The following is a 26,478-nucleotide window of genomic DNA, read 5'->3' on the forward strand; positions in this document are numbered from 1 at the left end:
ATGTCGCAGCCCAGCGGTCTTGTGAACATGGCACGAGCGGTGGCGGGTGCGCTGCCGTTCGTGTCGCGCGGCTCCACCCTGCCGGCCCGCACCGTCACGGTGTCGGGCCTGACCATCGACCCGAAGAATGTCGCCGAGTACGCCGCGGTGACCGGGCTGCGGTTCGGCGACACCGTGCCGCTGACCTACCCGTTCGCGCTGACCTTCCCGACCATGATGTCGTTGGTCACCGGATTCGATTTCCCTTTCGCCGCAATGGGTTCGGTGCACATCGAGAACCACATCACGCAGTACCGTCCGATCAAGGTGACCGACGAACTGGACGTGGCGGTCCGTGCGGAAAACCTGCGCGAGCACCGCAAGGGCCTGCTCGTCGACATCATCACGGACGTCAAGGTCGGCAATGACCTGGTGTGGAACCAGATCACCACGTTCCTGCACCAGCAGCGGACCAGCCTGTCGGGTGAGCCGAAGCCGGAGCCGGTCAAGCAGCCGAAGCTGCCACCGCCCAACGCGGTCATCAGCATCACACCGGGGCAGATTCGCCACTACGCCGATGTCGGCGGCGACCACAACCCGATCCACACCAGCTCCATCGGCGCCAAGCTCTTCGGCTTCCCGACCGCCATCGCGCACGGAATGTTCAGCGCCGCAGCGGTACTGGCCAACATCGAGGGTCAGCTGCCGGACGCGGTGAAGTATTCCGTGAAGTTCGGCAAGCCCGTGCTGCTGCCGGCCAAGGTGGGGCTGTACGTCGAGCCCATCGACGGTGGCTGGGAGCTGGCGCTGCGCAACCTGTCGAAGGGCTACCCGCACCTGACGGCGACGGTCACCGAGCTGTAGCTCGCCGCGGGTGCTTTGTGCGCCCGGGCGTGTCGGCTCTCCTGTGGCACTTGCGATTTGGAGCCGTCAACTTTCCTTGACTGTCAGGGAAAGTTGACGGCTCCGGGCGAGAGATGTGGGTAGGCAGCGGCCGAGCTCGCGCCGGCCCCCTCACTCATACCGACCGAACCCGCGGATGCCGGGATCGTCGGCGATCCTGAAGGTCGACAGCCCCACGTTGGTGCCCTCACCGCCGCCGACCGTGGTGAGCGTGCCCTTGTCGTTGACGAGCACGATGTTGACGTGCTGGCCCTTCGGGCTCGGCTTGTCGTAGAGCACCATGTCGCCGGGCAGTGGCGAGTAGTCCGTCGGCTCCCAGCGTCCCTCGGCGCGCAGGTAGTCAGTGAGGGTCATGACACCCGGGATGCGCCAATGCCCGGAGTTGGGATTGGTGAAGGGTCTTCCGGATTCCCGCATCACCCAGCTGGTGAAGTCCGCGCACCACGGCTCGTCGTTGCCCTCGGAGTACTTGGACATACCCGATTGGGCTGCGTACTCCTGCGCCAAAATGTGCACGACGGCCGCCCGACCAGGGCTCAGCGTCGAGGTGTCCACCGCTGGGAAGTCCGGACGCGCGACATGCTCGCGGTAGCCGCGATACCCGGCCAGGGCGCCGACGCCCGCCAGCACCAGGGCGGCGACGACCAGCAGGATGCGTCCCGCCTGTTTGTGCATGCTTTCCAGATTAGGTGACCGAAGTGAGGCTGCCCGTCGGCAATTTCAGGTCTTCGCGAGTTACGGCGGCAGGAGCTGGACCGACGGGCGGCCGGTGTCGTCGACCGAGACGTCTGCCGCGACACCGTAGACCGACGAAATGAGTTCGGCGGTAAGCACTTCGGCGGGTGTGCCGGCCGCGACAACCCGTCCCTCGTCGAGGATGACGAGCCGGTCGCAGAACAACGCCGCGAGGGTGAGATCGTGCAGCGTCACCACCGCTGTCACGGGCAGCGCGCGGATGAGCGCAAGCAACTCGAACTGGTGCCGGATGTCGAGGTGGTTGGTGGGTTCGTCGAGCAGCAGTTCGCGGGGCTCCTGCGCGAGTGCCCGGGCGATCTGCACGCGCTGCTGCTCGCCGCCGGACAACGTGCGCCAATCCCGGTCGCGCATGGCCGACGTCTCGGTCTGCTCCAGGGCACGCTCGACCGCGCGCTGGTCGGCAGCGGTGTCACCAGACCAGATGCCGCGGTGCGGAATTCGGCCCAGTCGCACGATCTGTTCGACGGTGAGATCCAGCTCCGTGCTGACCTGCTGTTCGACCACTGCGACGCGTTGTGCCACAGCGCGCCGACGATGGTCGACGAGCGGGCGCCCGTCGAGCAGGACGGCGCCACCGTCGGGCCGTCGCAGGCCGGCGAGCAACCGCAGCAGCGACGACTTGCCGGCGCCGTTGGGTCCGAGCAGCCCGAGTGTCTCACCGTCGGCGACGGCCAGCGACACCCCATCGATGACCAGCTTCCCGCCGGCCGACCAGCTGACCGATTCCGCGGTCAGCGCGCCCTTCATCGAATCCTCCTGCGCCGAGCCAGAATCCACATGAAGATCGGCACCCCGACGAGCGCCGTCACCACGCCGACCGGCAACTCCTGCGGCGCGAACACCGTGCGGGCCGCGGCGTCGACCCAGACCAGGAAGATGGCGCCGGTGATCGCGGTGACCGGAAGCAAGCGCCGGTGCGACGGTCCGACAATCATCCGCGCCGCATGCGGTAGCACCAGTCCGACGAAACCGATTGCGCCGGCGGCACTCACGAGCACGGCCGTCAACAACGCCGTCGTCATGAGCAGGATGATGCGGACCCGCCGCACCGAGACACCGAGCGCGGCGGCCGCATCACGACCGAACGCGAACGCGTCCAACGCATCTGACTGCAGCCAGCAGACCGCCAGGCAGGCCGCGCAGACGAGGCCACACAGCGCCACCTGAGACCAGCCGGCCCCGGCCAGCGAGCCGAGCAACCAGAACAGCACCCCGCGGGTCTGCTGCGCGTCGGCTGACGAGAACACCACGATTGCCGTTGCCGCCGAGAACAGCTGGGTGCCGGCGACTCCGGCCAGCAATACTCGGTCCTGCCCACCGCCGGACACCGCGGCGAGAGCGAGGACCAGAGCGAACGCGAGCACGGCGCCGACGAATGCACCGCCGGACAGCGTCAGGGCGCCGCCGATACCCGTCACGACGACCAGCACTGCTCCCGTCGACGCACCGGAGGATATGCCCAGCATGAAGGGGTCGGCCAACGGGTTGCGCATCAGCGACTGCAGGATCGCCCCACAGATACCCAGCCCCGCGCCACAGATCGCGGCCAACAGGGCGCGTGGCAGCCGCAACTCCCATACGATACCGTCGTCGATCGGCGCGATGTTCGCCTGACGACCCCAAACATGTTGCGCGACGACGGCATACACGTCACCGAAGCCGAGCTCGGCCGGCCCGATGATCATGGCCGCGGCGACCGACAGCGCCAGGAGCCCGAAACCGAGCATCACCATTCCGGCGGCGCGCACAGCTGTCAGGACTTCCCGCCGAGCCCGAACGAGCGCAGCCCGGAAGCGACGGTCTCCATCGCGTCGACGTTGCGCAGCGACGGATCCATCGCGCTGGCCGGCAAGACGATCCACCGCCGCTCCCGCACGGCCTTCAACTTGCTTGCCGCCGGGTCGGTTTCGAGGAACTTGATCTTGTCAGCGACGCTGTCACCGTCCTTGCCCCGGGTGAGATCGGCGAGGACCAGCACGTCGGGGTCGCGCTGCAGGATCGCTTCCCACGAAATCTCCGGCCACAGCTGCCGGTTGTCGGCGAACGCGTTGTGCGCTCCCACCGCCGTGGTGATGATGCCCGGCGCTCCACAGCAGCCCGCGATGTACGGCGTTCTGGTACCGGCGTACCACCACATCAGGGTGACGTCGTCGGCCTTGAGTCCGCTGGTCGCTGTCGCCATGCGCGCCCGCAGCGTCGAAACCAGCTTGTCACCACGCTCAGTGACGCCGAAAACCTTCGCAATATCACTGATTTCGGCATACAGGTCGTCGAGCGTCAGCGCGCGTTGTTGCGCCGCGTCCTGGCCGCCGCACTCGCTGGAGGACTGATACGTCGGCACTCCGAGCCGCTCGAACCGATCCCGCGGGGCCACACCTTGATCGGTGAACGACCAGTCGAACGTCGCGTACACGAAGTCTGGTTTCTCTGTCAGCACCCGCTCGAACGACGGGAAATCCCGGCTCAGCACAGGCACTTTGGCGTTGTCGGCGGCGAGGTCGGGCCGGACGTCGTCGCTCCAGGACGCGGTGCCGGCCATCCGGTCGGCGAGCCCGAGCGCCAGGAGCAGCTCGGAGGCCGGCTGATTGATCGAAACCGCGCGCCGCGGTGGCGCTTTCACCGTCACCGTTCGCCCGCAGTTCTCGAGGGTGACGGAATAGCCGGCGGTTCCGGCGTCGACAGTTCCGGTCGCTCGCGGTCCGCCACATGAGCAGACGAGTGAAACGAGCAGTGCGACAAGCACAATGGTGCGTCGAGACACGGCGGCGCCTTCCGATCCGGGACTCGGTTCGCGGAGTCCATGCGTGGGCGGGTCCTCGCGCCGCCAGGCCGCGAGAGCCCGAGCCAGCAGGTCTTCGGACTCGGGATCATCCAGGCCGGAGCGCCTTCCCAGCCCACGTGGGGCCAGTGGCCGTTGCTCCGCCTGTCCCCCTTACCGCTGCGCGTCAGTTCCGGGTTCGCACCGGATTCCCTGACCCAACCGCGTTGGGTTCGACTGGCTCGAATCGGACCATACCAGCGCCGCGGCGGGGCCGCGCCGGCGTGTCGCTGCCGGCGGCGTGTCGTCCTCTCCTGTGGCACATGCGATTTGGAGTGGTCAACTTTCCTTGACGCGTCAGGGAAAGTTGACGGCTCCCGGCGAAAGGTGCCAAGGGAGAGAGCCCCGGACGGGCTGACGGTCCGCGAATGTGCGACAAACCTACGACTCGGCGCGCTTACCCTTCAGGCCACGCCAGAAGAGGTTGATCATCAGCTCGGTGGCATCGTTGACGTCGGTGTCGCCGGCGCTGACGCGGGACGCGATGGCCTCACCGGCACCCACCAGGGCCACGGCCATCATCTCGAAGTCGCTGTCGGGCTCCGGGTTTCGGGTACCGGCGCTGAGCAGCCGCGCCACCAGGTCGATGATCTTCTCGCGGCCCTCGCGCACGGTGTGGGCGAACGCCTGCGAGCTGGTGGCCTGTGTGTAGAGCACGATCCACGATGCCCGGTTGCGGTCGATGTACGTCATGAACGACAGCACCGCGTTGCGCAGCAGGTCACGCGGGCTCTGGGCGAAGTTGATGTCGGCCCGGACGGTGTCGACGAACCGCGTGAGCTCGCGGTCCAGGCACGCCGCGAACAGCTCTTCCTTCGAGCCGTAGTAGAGGTACAGCATCGGTTTCGAGATCTCGGCCTGCGCGGCGATCGCGTCCATCGAGGTCTCGTGATAGCCGTTCACCGAGAACATCTGCACGGCGGCGTCGAGCATCTGCTGTTCGCGGACGGCCCGCGGCAGCCGCTTGGTTCCACCTGCCATCAGAACAGGGTATGCAACGAGCAGCTCACTTCACGCATTTCGCGCCCGGCCCCTTCATGGCCGCCACCCGCAGCACCGACTTGTCGATCTGCGCCTGGTCCAGCTGCCCGGCCTTCGCGGCCGCCTCCAGCTTGTCCAGCACGTCGGAGATGCCGTCGGTCGTGATCCACAGGGCGACGTCGGCGCCGGCCTGCAGTGCCTTGAGCGCCGCGTCGGCCACGCCGAAGTGCTGGGTGATGGCGGCCATGCCGGTCAGATCGTCGGTGAACACCACACCGTCGAACGGCGGGCCGCCGTACTCACCGCTGCGCAGCAGGTCGTAGGCCGGCTTGCTCAGGCTCGCCGGGTCGTCCCCGAGCGTCAGGCCCGGCACCTGCAGGTGACCGACCATGACGGCGACGGGCTCCTGCGTCGTCAGCGTCCGGTACGGCACCAGGTCGTTGTCCTTCAGCGCCTCCAGCGGCGGCGTCTTCACGCCACCGGTGTGCGAGTCGCCCGAGCCGTGCCCGTGCCCCGGGAAGTGCTTGAGCACCGGAACCAGCCCCGCCTCGCGCAGGCCCGCGGCGTAGGCGCCGGCGTACTCGGTCACCTTCTGCGGGTCCGCGCCGAAGGAACGGTCGCCGATGACCTCGTCGTCGGGTTCTTCGGTGACGTCGGCGTCGGGCGCGAAGTCGACGGTGATGCCGAACTTGTCCTTCATCTGCAGCCCGCGGTCCTTGGCGATGGCCTGCACCTCGGCGGGGGTCTTGGTCGCGGCGAGCACGCGCGCCGACTCCTGCGGGCCGATCAGCTTCTTCAGCCGGGACACCCGGCCGCCCTCCTCGTCGATGCTGACCGCCAGCGGCAGCGCGCCAGATGCGGCCTGCAGCGCGGGGATCGAACCGTCCGACAGCATCGACAGGTCCGTCCAGCTACCGATGAAGATGCCGCCGACCTGCTGCTGCGTCACCGCGGCACGGGCATCGGCGGCGTCCTTGACGCCGACCATCAGCAGCTGCGCCAGCTTCTGCCGCAGCGTGAGGGTGCTGAGCAGCGCGTGCGGATCGCACGGCGGGGCGGTCGGTGCGGGCGCGTCCATCGGCTTGCTCGACGACGCGGTGCTCGAGGCCGCGCTGGTCGTGCTGGATGCGGCCGGCTTGTCGGAGGACGACGAGCAACCGGCGACCAATCCGGACACCAGTGCGAGCGCGCCGAGGGTTCGGGTGAGGGACATGGGGTCCGAGCCTAGCCGTGCGACGAGTCACGCAACCGGGGCACATTGGTCCCGCGATGACCTGCACGCAGGCCGGCGAACACGGAAGCAGGCAGGTCGCCATGCTAGTTTGGGCGCCATGGACCGCTTCCTCGTGCCCGCCGGAGCCAGCATCGTGGTCGGTCTGTTGCTCGGCGCCGCAGCGGTCTTCGGCACCACGCTGATGCTGGAGCAGGACACCAAGCCGACGCTGCAATCGGGCGATCCAGCGTCATCGGTGCTCAACCGGGTCGAATACGGCAACCGCAGCTGATCCCGCAGCGCCGCTCTCCCGGCGCTGCTTATGGGTCGTCAGCGCGGCCGCACTGGTCCTGACGTTCGCCCAGTCACCGGGCCGGGTCTCGCCCGACACCAAACTCGATCTCACCGCCAACCCCGCACGCTTCCTGGCGCGGGCGGCGAATCTGTGGAGCAGCGACCTCCCCTTCGGCCAGTCGCAGAACCAGGCCTACGGCTACCTGTTCCCGCACGGCACGTTCTTCCTCGCCGGTGACGTCATCGGCCTGCCCGGCTGGGTGACGCAGCGGCTGTGGTGGGCGTTGCTGCTCGTCGTCGGCTTCTGGGGCGTCATCAGGGTCGCCGAGGCGCTCGGCATCGGGAGCCGGTCGTCGCGCGTGCTCGCCGCCGTGGCGTTCGCGCTGTCCCCGCGGGCGCTGACGACGCTGGGCGCCATCTCCTCCGAGACCCTGCCGATGATGCTGGCGCCGTGGGTGCTGCTGCCGGTGATCCTGGCGCTGCGCGGTGACTCGGGGATTTGTGCACGATTTTCCGCGGTGAGCGCGGAAAATCGTGCACAAATCACGCCTGGAATCCGGCAGCTGGCCGCGCGCTCGGCCGTCGCCGTCGCGCTGATGGGCGCGGTGAACGCCGTCGCGACGCTGACGGGCTGCCTGGCCGCGATCATCTGGTGGGCCGCGCACCGGCCCAACCGGCGCTGGTGGCGCTTCACGGCCTGGTGGTTCGGCTGCACGCTGCTCGCGATCCTGTGGTGGGCCGTGGCGCTGCTGCTGCTCGGCCGGATCAGTCCGCCGTTCCTGGACTTCATCGAATCGTCGGGCGTCACGACGCAGTGGCTGTCACTGACCGAGGTGCTGCGCGGCACCTACGGCTGGACGGCGTTCGTCGCGACCAACGCGACGGCCGGTTCGTCGCTGGTGACCGGTTCGGTCGCGGTCCTGGCCACCACGCTGGTGGCCGCCGGCGGCATGGCGGGCCTGGCGATGCGGGGCATGCCGGCCCGCGGGCGGCTCATCTCGATGCTGCTGTTCGGGCTGCTGCTGCTCGCGGTCGCGTACGCGGGCGGGCTGGGCTCGCCCATCGCGCACCAGGTGCGGGCCTTCCTCGATGCCGGCGGCACCCCGCTGCGCAACGTGCACAAACTCGAACCCGTGCTGCGACTGCCGCTGGCGCTGGGCCTGGCCCACGTGCTGGGCCGGATTCCCCTGCCGGGCACCGCGCCGCGGCGGGAGTGGATCAACGCGTTCGCGCACCTCGAGCGGGACAAGCGGATGGCCGTGGCCGTCGTGCTGCTGACGGCACTGGTCGCCGGGACGTCGTTGGCGTGGACGGGCCGGCTCGCCGCGCCGGGTGCCTACCGCGCCATCCCGCAGTACTGGCACCAGACCGCGGACTGGCTCGACGCGCACAACGCCGAGACCCCGGGCCGCGTGCTTGTCGCGCCGGGCGCGCCGTTCGCCAACCAGGTCTGGGGGAACACGCACGACGAGCCGCTGCAGGTCCTCGAACGCGGCGCGTGGGGTGTGCGGGACTCGATTCCGCTGACACCGCCCGAGACCATCCGGGCGCTGGACTCCGTGCAACGCCTGTTCGCCACCGGGCGGCCGTCCGCCGGATTGGCCGATACCCTGGCCCGCCAAGGCATTTCGTTCGTCGTAGTGCGCAACGACCTGGACCCCGACAACTCGCGGTCGGCGCGACCGCTGCTGGTGCACCGGGCCTTGGAAGGTTCCCGGGGGCTCACGAAAGTCGCGCAGTTCGGCGATCCCGTCGGCCCGGGCACGCTGGACGGGTTCGTCTCCGACAGTGGCCTGCGGCCGCGCTACCCCGCCGTCGAGATCTACCGTGTGACGGGCGGCGCCACCACCGTGCCGTACCTCGCCGACACCGACACCATGGCCCGCGTCGACGGCGGACCCGAATCGCTGCTGCGCATCGACGAACGTCGCCGCCTGATGGGTCGAAACCCGTTGGGCCCCATGATCTTGACGCAGGACGCGCAACGCGCCGGACTGCCGGTGCCCGAGGTGACCGTCACCGACACCCCGCTCGCCCGCGAGACCGACTACGGACGCGTCGACGATCACTCGTCGGCAGTGCGCGCTCCCGACGACCCGCGGCGCACCTTCAACCGCGTCATGGACTACCCCAGCCCCGGCGCCACGACCGCGTACGGCCAGTGGCCGGGCGGACGGATCACCACATCCAGTTCGTCGTCCGACTCCACCGCGCTGCCCAACGTGGCGACGGCGGCCGGGCCAGCCGCGGCGATCGACGGCGACACCTCGACCAGCTGGGTGTCGAGCTCGCTGCAAACCGCTGTGGGGCAATGGCTTCAGGTCGACTTCGACCATCCGGTGACCAACGCGACCATCACCCTGACACCCAGCGCCACCGCCGTCGGCGCCCAGGTACGCCGCATCGAAGTCGCAACAGCCAACGGCACCAGCACAATTCGCTTCGATCAGCCCGGCAAGCCATTGACCGCGGCCCTGCCCTACGGCGAGACATCCTGGGTCCGGTTCACCGCGACCGGCACCGACGACGGCTCGCCCGGCGTGCAGTTCGGCATCACCGACTTCTCCGTGACGCAGTACGACGCGTCCGGCTTCGCCCACGCCGTGAGCCTGCGGCACACCGTCGACGTACCCGGCCCGCCGGCAGGATCGGCTGTCGCGCAATGGGATTTGGGCAACGATCAGCAGGGCCGGCCCGGCTGCGCCCAGGGCCCGAACGGGGTCCGGTGCGCCGCCACCATGGCGCAGTCGCCCGAAGAGCCCGTCAACATGAGCCGCACCCTCACCGTGCCGACGCCGACGGCCGTCGTCCCCACGATCTGGGTGCAGGCCCGGCAGGGGCCGCACCTGGCCGACCTGGTGAGCCAGCCCGGCACCACCCGGGCGTCCGGCGATTCGGATGTCATCGACGTCGAGGGATCGGCCTACGCCGCCACCGACGGCGATCCGCGCACCGCCTGGGTCGCGCCGCAGGGCATCGTCCAGTTCCGGGCCGGCGCCAACCTGACCGTGCACCTGCCGGCGCCGACGACCGTCAGCGCCCTGCGACTCACGCCCAGCGCCTCCGAGCTGCCTGCGCATCCGACCGTCGTCGCCGTCGACCTCGGCAACGGACCGCAGGTGCGACGCATCGGCGACGGCCCGCAGACCATCAAGCTCAGCCCCGCGAAAACCGACACCATCAAGCTGTCGATCCTCGACTGGCACGACCTGATCGACCGCACGTCACTGGGATTCGACCAGGTGAAGCCGCCCGGCCTCGCCGAGGTCACCGCCCTTGACGACCGCGGCGCGCCGATCGCCCCCGCCGACGCGGCCGCCAACCGGCGCCGCGCCATCACGCTGCCGTGTGGCCGCGGGCCGATCGTCGCGATCGCCGGCCAGTTCCTGCAGACCTCGGTGCACACCACCGTCGGCGCGCTCCTGGACAGCGAGCCCATCGCGGCCCAGCCCTGCCAATCCGCGCCGCTGCAACTGCCCGCCGGGAAACAGGAGCTGCTGATCAGCCCCGGCCCGTTCTTCACCGTCGTCGGCGCCCGCCTGACCGGCCCGCTCGCCGCCCACATCCACAGTGCCCCAACGACTCCCGCGCAGCTGAAGACATGGACCTCCGATCACCGCGAGGTGGACGTGACGCCGTCTCCGGCGCAGCGGGTGCTCGTCGTGCCCGAGAGCGTCAACCCCGGCTGGACCGCCCACACCGCCAACGGCGCCATCCTCACGCCGGTGACCATCAACGGCTGGCAGCAAGGCTGGGTGCTGCCGGCCGGCACCGCGGGCATCGTCACACTGACATTCGGGCTGAACACCCCGTACCGCATCGGGTTGTTCGGCGGGCTCGCACTGCTACCGCTCCTGGCGCTCCTGGCGCTGCTACCGATGCGGCGCCGCGTCGATGACGAGCCGACGCAGACCTGGCAGCCGGGGCCCGCGCTCGTCGGCGTGGCCCTCGTCGGATTCGGTTTCCTGGTGGCCGGATTCGCGGGTCTGGCGACCGTCGGGGCAGCCATCGGCATCCGATACCTGCTGCGGTCGCAGGAGCGGTGGCTCGACGGCTGGACCGTCATCGCCTCGGCGAGCGGCCTCATCGGTGCCGGCGCGGTGCTCAGCGCGTACCCGTGGCGCTCGGTGGACGGCTACGTCGGGCATTCGCCGTGGGTGCAGTTCCTGGCGCTCATCTCGGTGGCGACGCTGGCGGCGTCGTTGTGGGATGCGCCTATCCGACCGCGGCGGGCTCCGGAACGTCGGTGATCGCGCTGTCGCGCGGTGACGGGGCGTGCCGGGATTCCCAGCGGCGCAGCAGCTCACGGCAGGGTGACTCGATCAGCCCGTAGCTGACGGCGGCGATCGCGAACCCGAAAATCCAGGTCAGGATCAACACGATCGGCATGTGGCCGTTGAACGGGAACTCGCCGATCACCGGGAACACCATGGCCAGCGCCGCCAGGTGCCAGATGAACAGACCGTAGGACCAGCGGCCCAGCGTCACCATCGTGGTGCTGCCGAGGATGCGGTGCGGCGTCCCGGGTGCGTCCAGCACCAGCGGTGCCAGCAGTGCCCCGGCGACCACGGCGCCCATCGCCGTCTTGACCACGACCTGGCCGACGGTGCCCGGCGCGAGTCCGATGTTGCCGGCCAGCGGCGTCGCCGCGATGACGAACGCCACCCCGGCGATGGCCGCCATCACCCAGCGGCGCCGGGCCAGCTGATGCATGCGGCCGACAGGCATGACCGTCAGCTCCGCCAGCAGCATGCCGGCGGCGAACCACGAGAACAGCGCCGGCAGCCAGTTCATCTGGTTGACGCCGAAGGGCAGGTGCCACGGCAGCGCGGGCCACGCGAAGCTCGCCACCGCCAGCGCCGCGATCGCGGGCACGCGCCAGTCCACCGGCAGCCGGCGCGCCAGCAGTGCCAGCAGCGGCAAGACGAGATAGAAGGAGACCTCGACGGCCAGGCTCCACATCTGCGTGAGCCCGGCAGTCAGCGTCAGGGGTACATAAACCTGGGTGAGCGTGAGGTTGGCGAGCCACACCGTGAGGTCGGCGTGGGCGTCGGGCAGCAGCGCCAGGATCACCACGACGGCCACCAGGTAGCCCGGCATGATGCGGACGATGCGCGAGCGCAGGTAGTGGCCCGTCGGCGGCCGGTGCCGCAGACCCCGCGCGGCGGCGGCGTGCCCTCGCCACAACAGGAAGCCCGACAGCGCGAAGAACACCGCGACCGCCAGGTCGAAACGGGTGAACAACCGGCCGTACCAGCCGCTGCTGTTGGCGGTCTGGAACGCCACGTGCGTGAGGACGACGCCCATGGCGGCACAGGCGCGCATGCCCTCGACGGCGGGCAGGAAACTGCGGGTGCCGCTCACCTCAGCACTGCCCGCGGTGTCGTGTCCCTGGTCGCCCACGACCCCAGTGTGCCGGGTGCCCGGTCTCGTCGGCGAATCTCACGCTGACCCGCACACCACTCTGAGGGTGTGCCTTAGTAAGGGCTGTTAGGGTCAGTCGGGTTGCTGTGTGGCTGGCAGACAAAGTAAGGAGCACGGGTTGAACCGCGCTGTGGGGTTGCGAATCGCGGCATGCGTGTTGATGGGGCTCGGCGCTGCCCTGCTGATTGCTGCTCTGCTGTTGACTACTTATACGTCGGGCAAAATCGCCAAGATTCCGCTCGACATCGACACCACGCTGGTCAGCAACGGCACCGGGACCGCGCTGGACCCCGCGTCGCTGCTGGGCGAGAAGTTCGTCGTCAACAAGAACGTGCCGCTGGTGCTGCAGCGCCAGATCAGCGTCGAGAACCCGGCGAACGCCGACGTGGTGACGCTGCAGGTCGGTAACACCGTGCGCCGCACCGACAAGCAACAGGACAACGGCCTGCTGCTGGCGCTCGTCGACACCGTGACGCTCAACCGCACCACCGCCGCCGCGGTGACGGGTGCGGCCGGCTCGGTGCAGAAGCCGCGCACCATCGAGGACCAGAACCCGCCGACCAACATCGCGCTGCCCCACACCGGGCTGAGCTACCGCTTCCCGTTCAGCACGGAGAAGAAGACCTACCAGGTATTCGACCCGATCGCGCAGAAGGCGTACGACGCCAACTACGAGGGCGAAGAAGACGTCAACGGCCTCTCGGTCTACAAGTTCACCCAGAACGTCGGCTTCGACGCCGACGGCAAGCTGGTCGAGCCCATCAAGTATTCGTCGCTGTACGACAAGGACGAAGACGGTTCCGTGACCGCCCGCGCCGAACTGTGGGGCGTGCAGTCCGCCGAGCCGACCGACCCGATCACCATGCAGCGCTACTACGCGGCTGCGCGCACCTTCTGGGTGGACCCGGTGTCCGGCACCATCGTCAAGGAGAAGGACCGCGGCTTCCACTACTACTCGCGCGACGCCCTCAAGCCCGAGGTGACGTTCGCCGACTACACCGTCACCTCCAACGAGCAGACGGTCGAGTCGCAGGTCGCCGCCGCCCACGACGAGCGCGACAAGCTGGCCCTGTGGGACCGCATCCTGCCCATCACCTTCGGCGGTCTGGGACTGGTGTTCCTGGTCGGTGGCGTGCTGCTGGCCGGCTACAGCCTGCGGTCGCAGGCCGCGCTGATCGATCCGGGCCTCGACGCCGCCGGGCATGGCTTCTTCGGCCGGCGCGACACCGATTCCGGACCGATGCCCGCCGCTGAGGCCATGACCGAGAAGCTGCCCACCCAGCGGCCGACCGACCTGCCACCGGACCGGATCTGATCGCTTTTCGTCGTGCCCTGCCGGCGCTGTACGCGCTGGGGCTGACGCTCGCTGTCACCGCGCCACTGCTGGCGCCCGGTTATCTGCTGCTGCGTGACGCGGTCTCGACGCCGCGGTCCTACCTGTCCGACGCTGCCCTGGGCCTGTCCGAGGCCGCACCCCGGGCCCTGCCGCAGGACTTCTTCCTGGCCGTCCTCTCGCCCGTCGTCGACGGCGGCGTGCTGGTCAAGGCGCTGACGATCCTCGGCTTGTGGTTCGCCGGCTGGGGCGCGGCGAAGCTGGCCGCCGCCGTTCTCGACGCCGGTCTCGGCGGACAGCTGGTGGCCGTCACCGTCGCGGTGTGGAACCCCTACGTCGCCGAGCGCCTGTTGCAGGGGCACTGGAGCCTGCTGGTCGGCTACGGCTGCCTGCCGTGTGTCGCCCTCTCCAGTGATTTGTGCACGATTTCTCGCGGTGAGCGCGGAAAAACGTGCACAAATCCCTGGGGCCTGGTGTTTTGGGTGGCGCTGGCCGGGCTGACGCCGACGGGTCTGCTGCTGGCGCTGGTCGTGGCGCTGGTGTGTTCGCGGACCTGGCGCGGCGTGTGGGTGGCGTTGGCCGCGTCGGTCGGAGCCGCGCTGCCCTGGCTGGTGGCGACGGTCGTCGCCCGCTCGGTGCTGCCGGTGGCGAGCGCCGGTGTGCCGGCGTTCGCGGCGCGGGCAGAGCCGGGACTCGGGACGCTGGGCAGCCTGGCCGGGCTCGGTGGCATCTGGAACGCGGGCGCGATACCGGCGTCCCGCACGACGCTGTGGGCCCTGGTCGGGACCGTCGCGCTGCTGGCCGTGGTGGCCTGTGGCGCGCGGAAGGCGTGGTCCGTGGCCGCGGCGCGGCCGCTGCTGGTGCTCGCGGTCGTCGCCGTGGTGGTGCCCGCGCTGCTGGCGACCGATCCCGGGTCGGCATTCCTCGACTGGCTGATCCGGACCGTGCCCAGCACCGGTGTGCTGCGCGACGGCCAGAAGTGGGTGGCCCTGGCGATGCCGGGCTATGCCCTGGCCGGAGCCGCCGCGGTGGCGGTGCTGCGACGCTGGCTGCCAACGGCTTTCGCTGCCGCGGGCTGCTGTGTGGTGGTGCTGGCGGCACTGCCCGACCTGGCCGGGGGCGTCGGCGGCCAGCTGCGGTCGGTGCAATACCCAGCCGGCTGGTATTCGGTTGCGGCACAGATCAATTCCGACCCGAAACCCGTTGCGGTGCTGCCGCCCGACGTCATCCGGCAGTTCCCCTGGGCCGGCCCCGCCGCGGTGCTGGACCCGCTGCCCCGCTGGGTTTCCGCCGACGTGCTGGCGACCGGGGACCTCGTGATCGGCGGACGGACCGTGCCCGGCGAAGGCGTGCGGGCTCGGCGCGTGCAGGACCTGCTGTTGCGGGGCGCCGACGTGCACCAACTGGCCGCGGCTGGGGTTGGCTGGGTGGTCGTGGAGGGCTCAGCTCCCCCGCTATCGCTACCGATTGTCTACCGGGACAACGACATTGCGTTGTACCGCGTGGGCGGGACGACGACCGCGGCGTCTGGTCGGGCGCTGCTGGTCGCCGCGCACGTGGTGTGGTTGGGCATGCTGATCGGCGCCCTGGCCGCGATGGCCGTTCAGCGGTGGCGGGGACTCAGTACGCCCCGTCGCCGCGTGCCACCACCGTCAACGTCTTGAGGATGATCCCGACGTCGGTGAGCATCGACCAGTTGTCGACGTACGAAAGGTCAAGGCGCACAGCCTTGTCCCACGTTAGGTCGGACCGGCCGCTGATCTGCCAGAGCCCTGTCACGCCCGGTTTGACGAGCAGCTTGCGCCTGATGTCGCCGTTGTAGGTCTCGACCTCCCGGCGCAGCGGCGGCCGGGGTCCGACGACGCTCATGTCCTGCTTGAGCACGTTGATGAACTGCGGAAGCTCGTCGATGCTGTAGCGGCGCAACACCTTTCCGACCAGTGTCACCCGCGGATCGTCGCGCATCTTGAACATGACACCGCCGGCCATCTCGTTCGACGGCAGCAGGTCGTCGAGCCGCTCCTCCGCGTCGACCACCATGCTGCGGAACTTGATCATGGTGAACGGCTCGCCGTCCAATCCGATGCGTTCCGACCGGTAGAACACCGGACCACGGCTCGTCATCTTGATGGCGATCGCCGTGAGCACGAGCAACGGCGCCGTCCCGATCAGCGCCGCCAGCGCGAATCCGAAGTCGAACGCCTTCTTCAGGAAGCTTTTGGCACCGTGGTACTGCGGCTTCTCCACGTGCAGCAGCGGCATGCCGGCCACCGGCCGCATCGCCAGCCGCGCGCCCGCCACGTCGAGCAGGCCGGGCGACACCACCAGGTCGACGTCGGACGCCTCGAGCCGCCAGGTGAGCCGCTGGATTCCGGCGACACCGAAATGTTCAGCGTCGGTCAGCGCCACGGTGTCGGCGGCGCAGCGGTCGCCGAGCGCGCCGAGGGCGTCGTTCTCGTCGCCGAAGATCGGGATCACCCGGTCCCCGATCCTGATGACGTCACCGCGCGCGCCCGGGTCGCCCGGGATGCCGGCGCCGACCACCACGTAACCGTCGCCGGGATCGTTCATGAGCTCGGTCGCGAGGACCGCGATGGCGTCCCGATCACCAATGGCGAGAACAGATGTCAGGCATTCGCCCGCATGCCGGCGGGCACGAACCCGGCGCCGCCACAGCTTGCGGCCGATGAGCAGCCCGATGGTGCCCAGTGGGAAGGCCAAGGCCAGGTAACCGCGTGCGATCTCGAGCCGCGCCAGCAGGGCCACGATCGCGATCACGCCGAACGTCCAGAAGGACGCGGCGACCACGCGGCGATACTCCTCGATGCCACAGCCGAGGATCGACGCGGAGCGGGCGTGATGCAAGTTCAGGACGCCCAGCCACAGGCAGGCCAGCACCAGCGAGTACCCGGTATAGAGCATGGAGGCCGAAGGGCCGTAACCCGCTCCGCCGAATCGGACCCATTGCGCGAACAGCATCGCGAGGACGATGGCCACGGCGTCGGTGATCAGCACGCGACGCGCGTAATGCGGCTGCCAGACCGTGCGTGAACTCGGAAGCCGGGTGAGCCCGAACGTCGAAAGCGTCATCGGCAACTCCACATGCTCAACTCCTCAGACCTGGTGGGACATCGATGGAGCGGAATATCCAATTACATTGAATGAGAACGGAGTTCGAACGCACTGCATCACCGGACCCAGTTGCCTGGATCCGCAAAATTCGAGGGACACCCGAAAGCCGGAACCCGAAGGGCGGCCCTCATTGCTATTAAATTTGACTTGGCCGTCAGTTTATGCGGCAGGGCGATGTCCAACAGCAAAACGGCAGATTTGGCTCGTCGTCACGAAGAATTTCCGGAATTGCCGTTGACGTCGGGCGACGGCGCCGCGAGACGGTTCAGACGATCCCGTTGACGAACTTGCCGTCGCGGACGGCCTCGGCAACGGTCCGCATCGCGGAAGCGCTTTGCGGCCACGAGAATTCGGCGGCCCGCACCTGCGCCTTGGTGCCCAGCTGATCGCGCAGGACGGCGTCGGTCAGTAGGGTCTCGAGCGCCGTCACCAAACCGCGGTGGTCGTCGACCAGCAGACCCGTGACGCCGTCGACGATCGAGTCGGTCAAGCCGCCCGAGGAGCGGTAGCCGATGGTCGGCACGCCGTGCTGCGCGGCCTCGATGACGGCCAGCGCCCAGCCTTCCTTGCGCGACGGCAGCGCGTGCACCCAAGCCTGTTGCAGCACTTCGTGTTTAGTGTCTTCATCGACGTGGCCATGGAACGTCACCGCCGAGCTGATGCCCAGCCGCCGGGCGTGCGCGACCAACCGCTCGTCCCACCAACCACCGCCGACGACGTCCAGGCGCAGCCCGGGCACCACCGGCGCCAGCAGCGCGACGGCGTCGAGCACGTCCTCGATCTGCTTGTGCGGCACCAACCGCGACAGCACCACGATGCGCGGCTCCGCCGCCCGGGGCAGCGACAGGGACGCCGCGGGCGCGAGGTCCACACCGTTGCGCACGACAGCGATCCGCGAAGCGTCGACGCCCAGATCCACGAGGTCCCGGGCCGACGGCAGCGACACCGTCACGTACTGGTTGTTGCGGTGCAGCCGGGGCGAGAGCCGCGACTCCACGAACCACCCGAACTTGCTCATCACGCGCCCAGCTACCGGCCACTGGTCGCGGTGGCAGTGATGTACCAGCACCATCGCGCGCCGGCCGTAGGCCAGGCGAGCCAGGAAGGGGATGCCGTTCTGCGAATCGATCACCACATCCGGCCGGACGCCGCGCAGCGGGCCCAGCCCGACGCGGGCCAGCACCATCGCCAGCCCGGCCCAGATGTAGACCGACAGCCGGCCACCGCCGCGGCTGATCCGGATGCCGTCGACGACCTCGGTGCGCGACGCCCCGCGATAGCGGGCGGTCCGCAGCGTCACCCGCACGCCGGACTCCGCCAGCTGTGCGCCGATGCGCTGCAGATACGTCTCGCTCCCGCCACCCTGGGGATGGCCGGTGTCGCGCCAGCAGAGCAGCAGCACCGACCGGATCTCGTCAGGAGATCCAGCAGGCTGCTGGGGGTGGTCTGGCATCGAATGAAGGGTACCGGTCAGTAGGGTTGCGGAGTGAATCGCCGGGCAGCCAAACGACTGGTCACCACGCGTAAGCGGGCCACCCTCGCGCGCTCGATCCGACTGCTCGGCGAGTTCCGTTTCGAGCAGAGCGACCCGGCCCGCTTCTACGGCGGCCTCGCCAGCGACACCGTCGCGCTCGTGGACGGTCTGTGGCGCGACCTCAACGGCACCGCCCCCGACGGCATGACGGTGCTCGACGTCGGCGGCGGCCCGGGCTACTTCGCCACCGAATTCTCCAGCGCCGGAATGACATACATCGGCGTCGAGCCCGACCCTCGCGAGATGCACGCGGGTCCGGCCGCGCAACCCGATGGCGCCGGTAGCTTCGTGCGCGCCTCGGGCATGGCGCTGCCGTTCGCCGACGACAGCGTCGATGTCTGTTTGTCGTCGAACGTCGCCGAACACGTCCCCGAACCGTGGCTGATGGGCCGGGAGATGCTGCGGGTCACCCGGCCGGGCGGGCTGGTGATCCTGTCGTACACGGTGTGGCTCGGGCCCTTCGGTGGGCACGAGATGGGGCTGACGCACTACCTCGGCGGCCGGCGGGCCGCCGAGATGTACACCCGCAAACACGGCCGCCGGCCGAAGAACGACTACGGATCGTCGTTGTTCGCGGTGTCTGCCGCAGCTGGGCTGGAGTGGGCGCGCAGCACGGGGGCGCTGGTCGCCGCATTCCCCCGCTACCACCCGCAATGGGCCTGGCGTGCGACTTCTGTACCGGTGTTACAGGAGTTCTTGACGAGCAACCTGGTGTTGGTGCTCCGGCCCAGCTGAATGACCTAATTGGAACATGTTCTCGTTTGGCCGAAAACTCGGTAGTGTGACGGCCATGACACAGAGCACGGCTTTCAAAACCGAGTGGGATCAGCTGTTCATCGGCGGTCAGTGGACCGCACCCGCGACGTCGGACGTCATCGCGGTGCACTCCCCGGCCACCGGCGAGCTCGTCGGCAAGGTGCCGCTGGCCTCGAAGGCCGATGTGGATGCCGCCTGTGCCGCCGCCCGCAAGGCGTTCGACGAGGGCCCGTGGCCCAAGATGTCGCCGGCCGAGCGCGCCGCGGTGATCGCCGAGGCGTCGCGCATCATGACCGAGCGCGCCGATGAGCTGAAGTTCCTGCTCGCCGCCGAGACCGGCCAGCCGCCGAGCATCGTCGACATGATGCAGTACGGCGCCGCCATGTCGTCGTTCAACTACTACGCCGGCGCCGCCGACAAGTTCCAGTGGAGCGACATCCGCGACGGCATCTACGGCCAGACCCTGGTGACCCGCGAGCCCATCGGGGTCGTCGCCGCCGTCGCCGCGTGGAACGTCCCCTTCTTCCTGGCCGCCAACAAGCTGGGTCCGGCACTGCTCGCCGGCTGCACCGTCGTGCTCAAGCCCGCAGCCGAGACGCCGCTGTCGGTGTTCGCGATGGCGCAGGCCTTCGCCGACGCCGGCCTGCCCGAGGGCGTGCTGTCGATCGTGCCGGGTGGCCCCGAGACCGGCCGCGCGCTGACCGCCAACCCCGAGATCGACAAGTTCACCTTCACCGGCAGCTCGGCTGTCGGCAAGGAGATCGGCAAGGTCGCCGCTGAGCGCCTCAAGCCCTGCACCCTGGAACTCGGCGGCAAGTCCGCGGCGATCATCCTCGAGGACGCCGACCTGGACTCCACCCTTCCGATGCTGCTGTTCTCGGGCCTGATGAACACCGGCCAGGCCTGCGTCGGCCAGACCCGCATCCTGGCCCCGCGGTCGCGGTACGACGAGGTCGTCGAGAAGGTGGCCGCCGGCGCGGCCGCCATGCAGGTCGGCCTCCCCGATAATCCGGCCGCCATGATCGGTCCGCTGATCAGCGAGAAGCAGCGCGAGCGCGTCGAGAGCTACATCAAGAAGGGTGTCGAAGAAGGCGCCCGCATCGCCACCGGCGGTGGCCGTCCCGACGGCCTCGATTCCGGTTGGTTCGTGCAGCCGACGGTGTTCGCCGATGTCGACAACTCGATGACCATCGCCCAGGAGGAGATCTTCGGCCCGGTGTTGGCGATCATCCCCTTCGACAGCGAAGAAGACGCCATCCGGATCGCCAACGACTCGGACTACGGCCTGGCCGGCAGCGTCTACACCACCGACATCCCGCGGGCCATGAAGATCGCCTCGCAGATTCGCACCGGCACCTACGCGGTCAACATGTACGCGTTCGACCCGGGTGCGCCGTTCGGCGGCTACAAGAACTCCGGCATCGGCCGCGAGAACGGCCCCGAGGGCATCGAGGCCTACTGCCAGGCCAAGAGCGTCCTGATGCCATTCGGCTACACCCCGGAGTAATACCACCTTCGTCCGGATGGCCACCCGCGCTTTGTCCTTCGCCCCTCGGGGGACTCGGCCGGGTGGCCATTCGGCTTTTTCAGCACCGGTTTTTTATCCCAGGCGAACCCCAGCAATCGCTGATACCGTCACGCCCGTCCGAAGGTCTGGCAAACAATCTGGGAGGAAACGTATGGCTGTCTCTGTAGATCTCGACAAGGCACTCGACAAGGCGTACGAGGGCAAGTCCCTCAAGGAAATCCTCGACGCATCGCCCGCCGCGCTGGCCGGGGTCAGCGACGCCGACGCCGAGCACCTCGCCGCGGCGTTCAACATCAAGACCGTGCGTCAGCTCGGTTCCAGCAAGTACTTCGCCGTCGCTGCCGCGCTCGTCGCGCTGGAGAACGCCGGCTAGTTTTCTCTGCGAACTGACGCAAAACTGCCCCTTTTCCTCGGAGAAGGGGCAGTTTTGCGTTCCCCCGAGCGGGAGTTCGTCAGTAATGCTGAGGGCCACGCGCCGAGTCCGGCTGAGCGCTGTGTCAGCCTCGGCTCGGTTTAGCGGATGCTAGCGGAAAGTACCTGGGTGCAATCGCGGTCGGGATCTGCCGACGGTTTCTGCATTCAGGGACGGCTCAAGCCCGTAAATGGTCCCTGGGTTCAATCACGGCGGCTAAATGCGCAGGGTGATTGACGCGACGTACTTGTCGGGAGGTTTTCGCGCCGAGCCAGCAGCAACCGGCCGGATCGCGGGAGTTGAGTGCGAACTGAGGTCGCAAAAGTACGCGTGGGCAGGTGCGTAGGTTCGCAGTCAACGCCATTTCTCAGTCGCGAGGCCGGCCTTCGAGTTGGACCGTGGCTACGCCCCCTGGAACTGAGCGGGGCGACGCTCGACGAAGGACTGCACGCCCTCGGCGGCGTCCTGAGTTGTGAACAACCGAGCCACTTCGGGTTGCAGTCGCTCGAACGCCGCGGCCTCGCCGGAACTGCGGGCCAGCTGCGCCGAGGCCAGCGTCGCGCGCACACCCAGCGGAGCCGCGCGGTCGGCGATGGTGTGCGCGATCTCGATGGCTCGCGCGTGCGCGGCCGCAGCATCCTCGACCACCTCCTGCACCAGGCCGATGCGGTGCGCCTCGGTGGCGTCGAACTCGTCGCCCGTGAGCAGCCAGCGCATGGCGTTGCCCCATCCCGCATCGCGCGGCAGCCGCACGCTGGCGCCGCCGAACGGATAGATGCCGCGCAGCACCTCGATCTGGGCGAAGCGGGCGTCGGCGGCGGCAACCCGGATATCGGCGGCGAGCAGCAGTTCGATGCCGAGCGTCAGGCATCGACCCTGGACCGCCGCGACGACGGGCTTGGTCCACGGCCCGTCGAGTCGCCACGGATCGCGGCCGTCAGCGGGAAAGGGACTCTCGCCGGCGGCGATCAACGGGGCGACATCCAGCAGGTCCAGCCCTGCGGTGAAGTGTTCGCCATGAGCGAGGAGCACGCCGGCGCGCAGGCTCTCGTCGCGCTCCAACAGCCCGTATGCCCGGGAGAGGTCAGCCAGCATCGTGCGGTCGAACGCGTTGCGCTTGTCGGGCCGATCGAGTCCCATCACCAGAACACGTCCGTCCCGTTTGAGGGTGACGGTCTGCAATACGGGTTCGGTCGTCATGTCAGCAGTGAACTCTCGATTCCCAAATTATGCAAGAGACCATATTTTTGATGGCATTTGGCCGCTGTAGCCACCCAATAGTGACCTGGAATACATTCTTTGGCCTGGTGTGGTCGGCGTTTTATGCTGAGTTCCATATCAAGGAGGCGCCATGTGGGTGGTCGAGGTCAACGTGAAGGGCCGTCGCTTCACGCATACCGTCCTGGGTGCCAACGAGCGGCTGCGTGAAGCTGCGCGGGGCATGCAGGACCGGATGACGCGACTGCGGAACCGGGTCACGCATTGACGTCAGCTGAGCCCGTCGCCAAGACGGTCAACAAGCGGGGCGCGACGCGGGAACGCATGGTGCGCAGCGCCGCCGCTGTGCTGCGCGAGCGCGGCGCGGCAGGCGTGACCATCGACGAGGTGCTGGTCCGCAGCGGCGCCCCACGCGGCTCGGTCTACCACCACTTTCCCGAGGGCCGCAGCCAGCTGCTGATCGAGGCGCTGCAGTTCGCCGGTGATGCGATCGCCGCGCATATCGACGCGTCCGCCGCGTACGGCGGCATCGCCCTCGTCCGCGGATTCGTCACCTTCTGGGATCGCATCCTCGCCGACAGTGACTTCACCGCCGGGTGCCCGGTGGTCGCGGCTGCCGTCGGGTCGGGTGACGAAGCGCCGACCCTGACCCCCATCGCCGCCGAGATCTTCGATCGGTGGCGCACCGCGCTCGGACACGCCTTCACTGCCGAAGGCTTCAGCGACAGCGACTCGTCAGCGCTGGCGGTCACCTGCCTGGCCGCGCTCGAGGGCGCCGTGGTCCTGAGCCGCTCGTCGCAGAGCGTCGAACCGCTGCACGACGTCGCCACGCAACTCGAATTCCTCATCAAGGCAAAGGCTTTCGTCAAGAACAACGGCCTGCCGACCGCCGGCGGTTAGCCTTCCGCGCGAGCCCACCGCGCGCACACGAAGTCCCCGTTCACCGCGGATTCCAATAGCTTCCACTCCGAGCGCACCGGCAGCACGGGTGCGCCTTCACCCAACGAGCATGGCGCGTACGACACCACCAGTTCGTCGACCAGACCGGCCGTCACGAACTGCGCCGCGACGTCACCGCCCCCGACGATCCAGACGTCACGTTCGCCCGCCGCCTCAACCAGGGTCGGAAGCAATTGCGCCACATCACCGCTCACCGCCTGCACAGGATGGCCATCGACGACGACGTCCGACCGGGAGGTGAGCACCCACGTCGGTTGGGGATATGGCCAGTCACCCGGCTCGTGCTCGACGACCCAGCGGTATGTCGTCGAGCCCATGACCAGGGCACCGACCGACTTCTCGAACGCCTTGTAGCCGAACGGGCCGTCGACGTCGATGTCGCGCGAGAGCAGCCAGTCCAGACTGCCGGTGGAATCGACGATGAAGCCGTCCAAGCTCGATGCGGTGTAGTAAATGGTCGCCATCGCACCGAGTATGCCGGGACCCACCGACAACCCGGGAAGCCACGATTAGTGTTGCCCGATGGACGATTTCGACGCACTTCGCGCCGACGACGGTGACCTGGCCAAACTACGCGACGACCTGCGCCGGTTCCTGGCCGAGGACGCGGCGCAGTTCGGCTGGCAACCCGGCGTCGACTGCTGGCTGTCGAAGTGGGACGCCGACTTCAGCATGCGGCTGGCGGCGGCCGGCTTCGTCGGGCTGACCATCCCCGTCGAGTACGGCGGCCACGGACGCAGCCACATGCACCGCTACGTCGTCACCGAGGAACTCCTGGCCCACGGCGCCCCCGTGGCCGCCCACTGGATCGCCGACCGGCAGGTGGCGCCCGCCCTTCTCACCTACGGCAGCGAGGACCAGCGCCGCCGTCTCCTGCCCCGAATCGCTGCCGGCACTCTGTATTCCGCCATCGGCATGAGTGAGCACGAGGCGGGTTCCGATCTGGCCGCCGTCACGACCAAGGCCACGCGCACCGACACCGGCTGGCTGCTGAGTGGCAGCAAGGTATGGACCAGCGGCGCGCACCTGGCACACCAGATCGTGGTGCTCGCCCGCACCAGCCCGCTGGACCCGAAACATCGGCACGCAGGGTTCAGCCAGTTCATCGTGCCGACCGATGCCCCGGGCGTCACCATCGAGCCGATCGTCCAGATGAACGGCGAGCACCACTTCAACGAGGTGCTGTTCGACGACGTCGCGCTGACCGATGCCGATCTGCTCGGCACCGTCGGCGCCGGCTGGCATCAGGTGACGTCCGAACTGGGTTTCGAGCGCAGCGGTCCGGAGCGCTTCCTGTCCACGGCCACGCTGCTTTTCGCACTCGTCGACGCCCTGCGGGACGACCCGCGCGCCGACGTCGGTGAACTGATGGCGCGGATGATCTCGCTGCGCCAGCTGTCCATCTCGGTCGCCCGGGCGCTGACCGCCGGCCGGGACGCCGCGGTGTCCGCCGCACTGGTGAAGGACCTCGGCACCCGTTTCGAACAGGATTCCGTCGAGATCGCCGCGGAGCTGCTGGACCGGTACGACGGCCCCGACCGTCCGCGACTGCAGGCGATGCTGGACACCGCCCGCGTGCACGCACCGCTGTTCACACTGCGCGGCGGCACCAACGAGGTACTGCGCGGCATCGTCGCCAAGAACTGGACCAAACAGGCTGCAGCCGAACAGCATTCGGACGAGTACGCCGAATTGCGGGAACTGGCCGAGCAGATCGGCCGGACGGCCGCGCCCGCCCGGACACTGCCACTGACGTTCGACGACGCCCTGTGGCGCACCGCCGAGACTTCGGGACTGACGCGGCTCAGCAGTGACGCCGAGGCCGGACCCGCCGCCGCGGCCGTCGTGCTGGGCACCCTGGCGCGTCATGCCGCCGCGGTGCCGATCGCCGAAACCGATGTGCTGGCAACATGGCTGGCCACCGAGGCCGGCCTGGTGGTACCGGAGTCCGGACCACTGACGGTGGCGGTCGAGCAGATCGCCACCTGGCCGCAGTGCGGACCGGTGTTGGTGACCAAGCGCGCGCCGGACGCCCTGTACGTCGGCCTGGTGAACCCACCGATGCTCACCGACAATGGGCACAACCTCGCGGGCGAACCTCGGGCCACCGTCGAATTCGACATGGCAGCAACCGATGTCGTCCAACTTCCGCTTGCCGTCGCCGACGAGCTGACCATCCGCGGCGCCTGGTGCCGGTGTGTACAGATCGTCGGCGCATTCGATGCCGCCGCCGAACTGACCATCGCACACACCGAGACGCGGGTGCAGTTCGGCCGCCCGCTCGGCGCCTTCCAGGCCGTGCAGCACTCCCTGGCCACCATGCTCGGAGAGATCGAACGCGCCAGGGCCGCAACCACTCTGGCCGTCACCGCGGCCGCTCAGTATGGCTTCGCCGACGCCCGCACCGGCTACGCAACAACCGTGGCCAAGGTCGCGGTGGGCCGCGCCGTCGCTCCGGTGACGACCATCGCCCATCAGTTGCACGGCGCCATCGGCACCACCGCGGAACATCCGCTGTGGCGCGCGACCATGCGGGCACGCAGTTGGGCCGACGAATTCGGCGGCACCAGCTGGCATGCCCGCCGACTCGCGACGCTCACCGCGACGACGAACCCGTGGTATGTGACGGTGGGCCGCGTCTGAAACGTGTTGTGACCTAAGTCATTATCCGCGCCGAAAGTGGACTCCGTCCGCTTGTGACGGCGGCCATAGCGCTACCGGCGGTCCCGGTAAAAACTCGACACATGTCGAAATTCAGCGGCGCCCTGGCTGCGCTGGCCGTGTCCGCCCTGCCTGTCGCGACTCTGGTCGCCGCGCCCGCCGAGGCCGCCGGCACGTCCCGCCAGACCCTGATGTCGCGGACGTACACCTGCGACCGGCAGCCCATCAACTACATGAAGTTCCGGTTCCCGGCGGTGCCGACCGCCGAGATCACCTCCGACGGCCGGACCGCCACCGCCCACATCGAGATGCTCGACGGTGCGCGCAACGCGCAGTACACGGTTCGGGTGATCCCGGCCCCGCATGCCTCGCTGGGCTGCCTGCCAGGTGACCCGAGCATCGCCACCGGCGCACTGAGCACCGACGGCTTCGGCAACGGCAGCTCCACCGTCCAGCTTTCCGTCGCCCCCGGCATCAGCGGCGTCTGGGTCGCGGTTGATCTGCCCCAAGCGCATTCGCAGAGCCCGGCCGAGTTCTACAGCAGCGACTTCGTCGCCTCGGTCTGACATTTGTTCG

General features: G+C 68.8%; 22 protein-coding genes, 2 pseudogenes and 1 riboswitch. Of the genes and pseudogenes, 13 read left to right on the forward strand and 11 right to left on the reverse strand.

The annotated features are described in order from the left end of the window. Positions 1-843 (forward strand): MaoC/PaaZ C-terminal domain-containing protein, encoded by an 843-nt coding sequence (locus G6N46_RS16945; protein ID WP_138247649.1) that lies wholly within the window; start codon positions 1-3, stop codon positions 841-843. 150 nt (positions 844-993) lie between these two features. Here G6N46_RS16945 and G6N46_RS16950 read toward each other — a convergent pair whose 3' ends face one another. The 6 genes from G6N46_RS16950 to G6N46_RS16975 form a co-directional block, all read right to left on the reverse strand. Further along, on the reverse strand, positions 994-1,557 hold the full coding sequence (locus tag G6N46_RS16950) for a CHAP domain-containing protein (protein ID WP_138247648.1): 564 nt from the start codon (positions 1,555-1,557) through the stop codon (positions 994-996). A 60-nt stretch (positions 1,558-1,617) separates the two neighbouring features. Beyond that, positions 1,618-2,385, reverse strand: a complete 768-nt coding sequence (locus tag G6N46_RS16955) for an ABC transporter ATP-binding protein (RefSeq protein WP_138247647.1) — start codon at positions 2,383-2,385, stop codon at positions 1,618-1,620. Then, positions 2,382-3,371 (reverse strand): FecCD family ABC transporter permease, encoded by a 990-nt coding sequence (locus G6N46_RS16960; protein ID WP_138247691.1) that lies wholly within the window; start codon positions 3,369-3,371, stop codon positions 2,382-2,384. The genes G6N46_RS16955 and G6N46_RS16960 overlap by 4 nt, the downstream gene beginning before the upstream one ends. Positions 3,372-3,391: 20 nt before the next feature. Beyond that, entirely contained in the window at positions 3,392-4,399 is a 1,008-nt protein-coding gene (locus G6N46_RS16965; protein WP_138247646.1) for an ABC transporter substrate-binding protein, read from the reverse strand. Between the two features lie 68 nt (positions 4,400-4,467). After that, positions 4,468-4,653, reverse strand: a riboswitch (cobalamin riboswitch). Between the two features lie 184 nt (positions 4,654-4,837). Beyond that, positions 4,838-5,437: a TetR/AcrR family transcriptional regulator gene (locus G6N46_RS16970; protein WP_020103459.1), complete on the reverse strand. Its 600-nt coding sequence runs from the start codon at positions 5,435-5,437 to the stop codon at positions 4,838-4,840. A gap of 25 nt (positions 5,438-5,462) precedes the next feature. Next, the gene (locus G6N46_RS16975) at positions 5,463-6,650 is read right to left on the reverse strand and encodes a glycoside hydrolase family 3 N-terminal domain-containing protein (protein WP_138247645.1); all 1,188 of its coding nucleotides are present in this window, start codon (positions 6,648-6,650) and stop codon (positions 5,463-5,465) included. Positions 6,651-6,768: 118 nt separating this feature from the next. Here G6N46_RS16975 and G6N46_RS16980 point away from each other — a divergent pair, with 118 nt between their 5' ends. Both G6N46_RS16980 and G6N46_RS16985 read left to right on the forward strand, forming a co-directional pair. After that, positions 6,769-6,942, forward strand: a complete 174-nt coding sequence (locus G6N46_RS16980) for a DUF2613 domain-containing protein (RefSeq protein WP_020103457.1) — start codon at positions 6,769-6,771, stop codon at positions 6,940-6,942. Further along, a complete protein-coding gene (locus G6N46_RS16985) occupies positions 6,893-11,194 on the forward strand; it encodes an alpha-(1->3)-arabinofuranosyltransferase (protein ID WP_174814135.1) in 4,302 nt (1,433 codons plus the stop codon). Before G6N46_RS16980 ends, G6N46_RS16985 begins: the two co-directional genes overlap by 50 nt. Here G6N46_RS16985 and G6N46_RS16990 read toward each other — a convergent pair. Beyond that, positions 11,160-12,269: an acyltransferase family protein gene (locus G6N46_RS16990; RefSeq protein ID WP_234880490.1), complete on the reverse strand. Its 1,110-nt coding sequence runs from the start codon at positions 12,267-12,269 to the stop codon at positions 11,160-11,162. The genes G6N46_RS16985 and G6N46_RS16990 overlap by 35 nt on opposite strands. 217 nt (positions 12,270-12,486) lie before the next feature. Between G6N46_RS16990 and G6N46_RS16995 the strand changes: the two genes are divergently transcribed. Both G6N46_RS16995 and G6N46_RS17000 read left to right on the forward strand, forming a co-directional pair. Then, positions 12,487-13,683 (forward strand): cell envelope lipid trafficking protein PgfA, encoded by a 1,197-nt coding sequence (locus G6N46_RS16995; RefSeq protein ID WP_138247642.1) that lies wholly within the window; start codon positions 12,487-12,489, stop codon positions 13,681-13,683. Between the two features lie 17 nt (positions 13,684-13,700). After that, entirely contained in the window at positions 13,701-15,365 is a 1,665-nt protein-coding gene (locus G6N46_RS17000) for an MmpA family trehalose lipid delivery protein (RefSeq protein WP_234880489.1), read from the forward strand. On the opposite strand, the gene G6N46_RS17005 is transcribed toward G6N46_RS17000, so the two are convergent. Then, positions 15,322-16,791 (reverse strand): sugar transferase, encoded by a 1,470-nt coding sequence (locus G6N46_RS17005; protein WP_226520376.1) that lies wholly within the window; start codon positions 16,789-16,791, stop codon positions 15,322-15,324. The two genes, G6N46_RS17000 and G6N46_RS17005, sit on opposite strands and share 44 nt — an antisense overlap. Positions 16,792-17,098: 307 nt before the next feature. Next, entirely contained in the window at positions 17,099-18,286 is a 1,188-nt protein-coding gene (locus G6N46_RS17010) for a glycosyltransferase family 4 protein (protein WP_138247639.1), read from the reverse strand. Positions 18,287-18,343: 57 nt separating this feature from the next. Here G6N46_RS17010 and G6N46_RS17015 point away from each other — a divergent pair, with 57 nt between their 5' ends. From G6N46_RS17015 to G6N46_RS17025, 3 genes are all read left to right on the forward strand, one after another. Then, positions 18,344-19,102, forward strand: a complete 759-nt coding sequence (locus G6N46_RS17015; RefSeq protein WP_061006844.1) for a class I SAM-dependent methyltransferase — start codon at positions 18,344-18,346, stop codon at positions 19,100-19,102. A gap of 55 nt (positions 19,103-19,157) precedes the next feature. Beyond that, positions 19,158-20,630 carry an aldehyde dehydrogenase gene (locus tag G6N46_RS17020; protein ID WP_163692837.1) on the forward strand — a complete coding sequence of 491 codons (1,473 nt, stop codon included), beginning with the start codon at positions 19,158-19,160 and terminating at the stop codon, positions 20,628-20,630. Between the two features lie 172 nt (positions 20,631-20,802). Then, the gene (locus tag G6N46_RS17025; protein ID WP_061006832.1) at positions 20,803-21,024 is read left to right on the forward strand and encodes a hypothetical protein; all 222 of its coding nucleotides are present in this window, start codon (positions 20,803-20,805) and stop codon (positions 21,022-21,024) included. Between the two features lie 441 nt (positions 21,025-21,465). On the opposite strand, the gene G6N46_RS17030 is transcribed toward G6N46_RS17025, so the two are convergent. Then, positions 21,466-22,263: a crotonase/enoyl-CoA hydratase family protein gene (locus tag G6N46_RS17030; RefSeq protein WP_138247638.1), complete on the reverse strand. Its 798-nt coding sequence runs from the start codon at positions 22,261-22,263 to the stop codon at positions 21,466-21,468. A 151-nt stretch (positions 22,264-22,414) separates the two neighbouring features. Between G6N46_RS17030 and G6N46_RS28935 the strand changes: the two genes are divergently transcribed. Together G6N46_RS28935 and G6N46_RS17035 are read left to right on the forward strand one after the other, a co-directional pair. Then, complete coding sequence (locus G6N46_RS28935; RefSeq protein ID WP_268815718.1) at positions 22,415-22,549, forward strand: hypothetical protein; 135 nt, start codon at positions 22,415-22,417, stop codon at positions 22,547-22,549. 56 nt (positions 22,550-22,605) lie between these two features. Further along, entirely contained in the window at positions 22,606-23,181 is a 576-nt protein-coding gene (locus G6N46_RS17035) for a TetR/AcrR family transcriptional regulator (RefSeq protein WP_167526469.1), read from the forward strand. Here G6N46_RS17035 and G6N46_RS17040 read toward each other — a convergent pair. Next, positions 23,178-23,705, reverse strand: coding sequence for a dihydrofolate reductase family protein (locus G6N46_RS17040; protein WP_138247636.1), 528 nt, complete (start codon positions 23,703-23,705; stop codon positions 23,178-23,180). The two genes, G6N46_RS17035 and G6N46_RS17040, sit on opposite strands and share 4 nt — an antisense overlap. A 58-nt stretch (positions 23,706-23,763) precedes the next feature. On the opposite strand from G6N46_RS17040, the pseudogene G6N46_RS28690 reads away from it, so the two are divergent. From G6N46_RS28690 to G6N46_RS17050, 3 genes and pseudogenes are all read left to right on the forward strand, one after another. Then, a pseudogene (locus G6N46_RS28690) lies at positions 23,764-24,882 on the forward strand (acyl-CoA dehydrogenase family protein); the annotation flags it as partial. A gap of 552 nt (positions 24,883-25,434) precedes the next feature. Further along, a pseudogene (locus G6N46_RS28695) lies at positions 25,435-25,884 on the forward strand (acyl-CoA dehydrogenase family protein); the annotation flags it as partial. A gap of 101 nt (positions 25,885-25,985) precedes the next feature. Next, complete coding sequence (locus G6N46_RS17050) at positions 25,986-26,468, forward strand: hypothetical protein (RefSeq protein WP_138247634.1); 483 nt, start codon at positions 25,986-25,988, stop codon at positions 26,466-26,468. The last annotated feature ends 10 nt before the right edge of the window (positions 26,469-26,478 follow it).

Origin of the sequence: Mycolicibacterium phocaicum (assembly GCF_010731115.1) — a bacterium.
GTDB lineage: Bacteria > Actinomycetota > Actinomycetes > Mycobacteriales > Mycobacteriaceae > Mycobacterium > Mycobacterium phocaicum.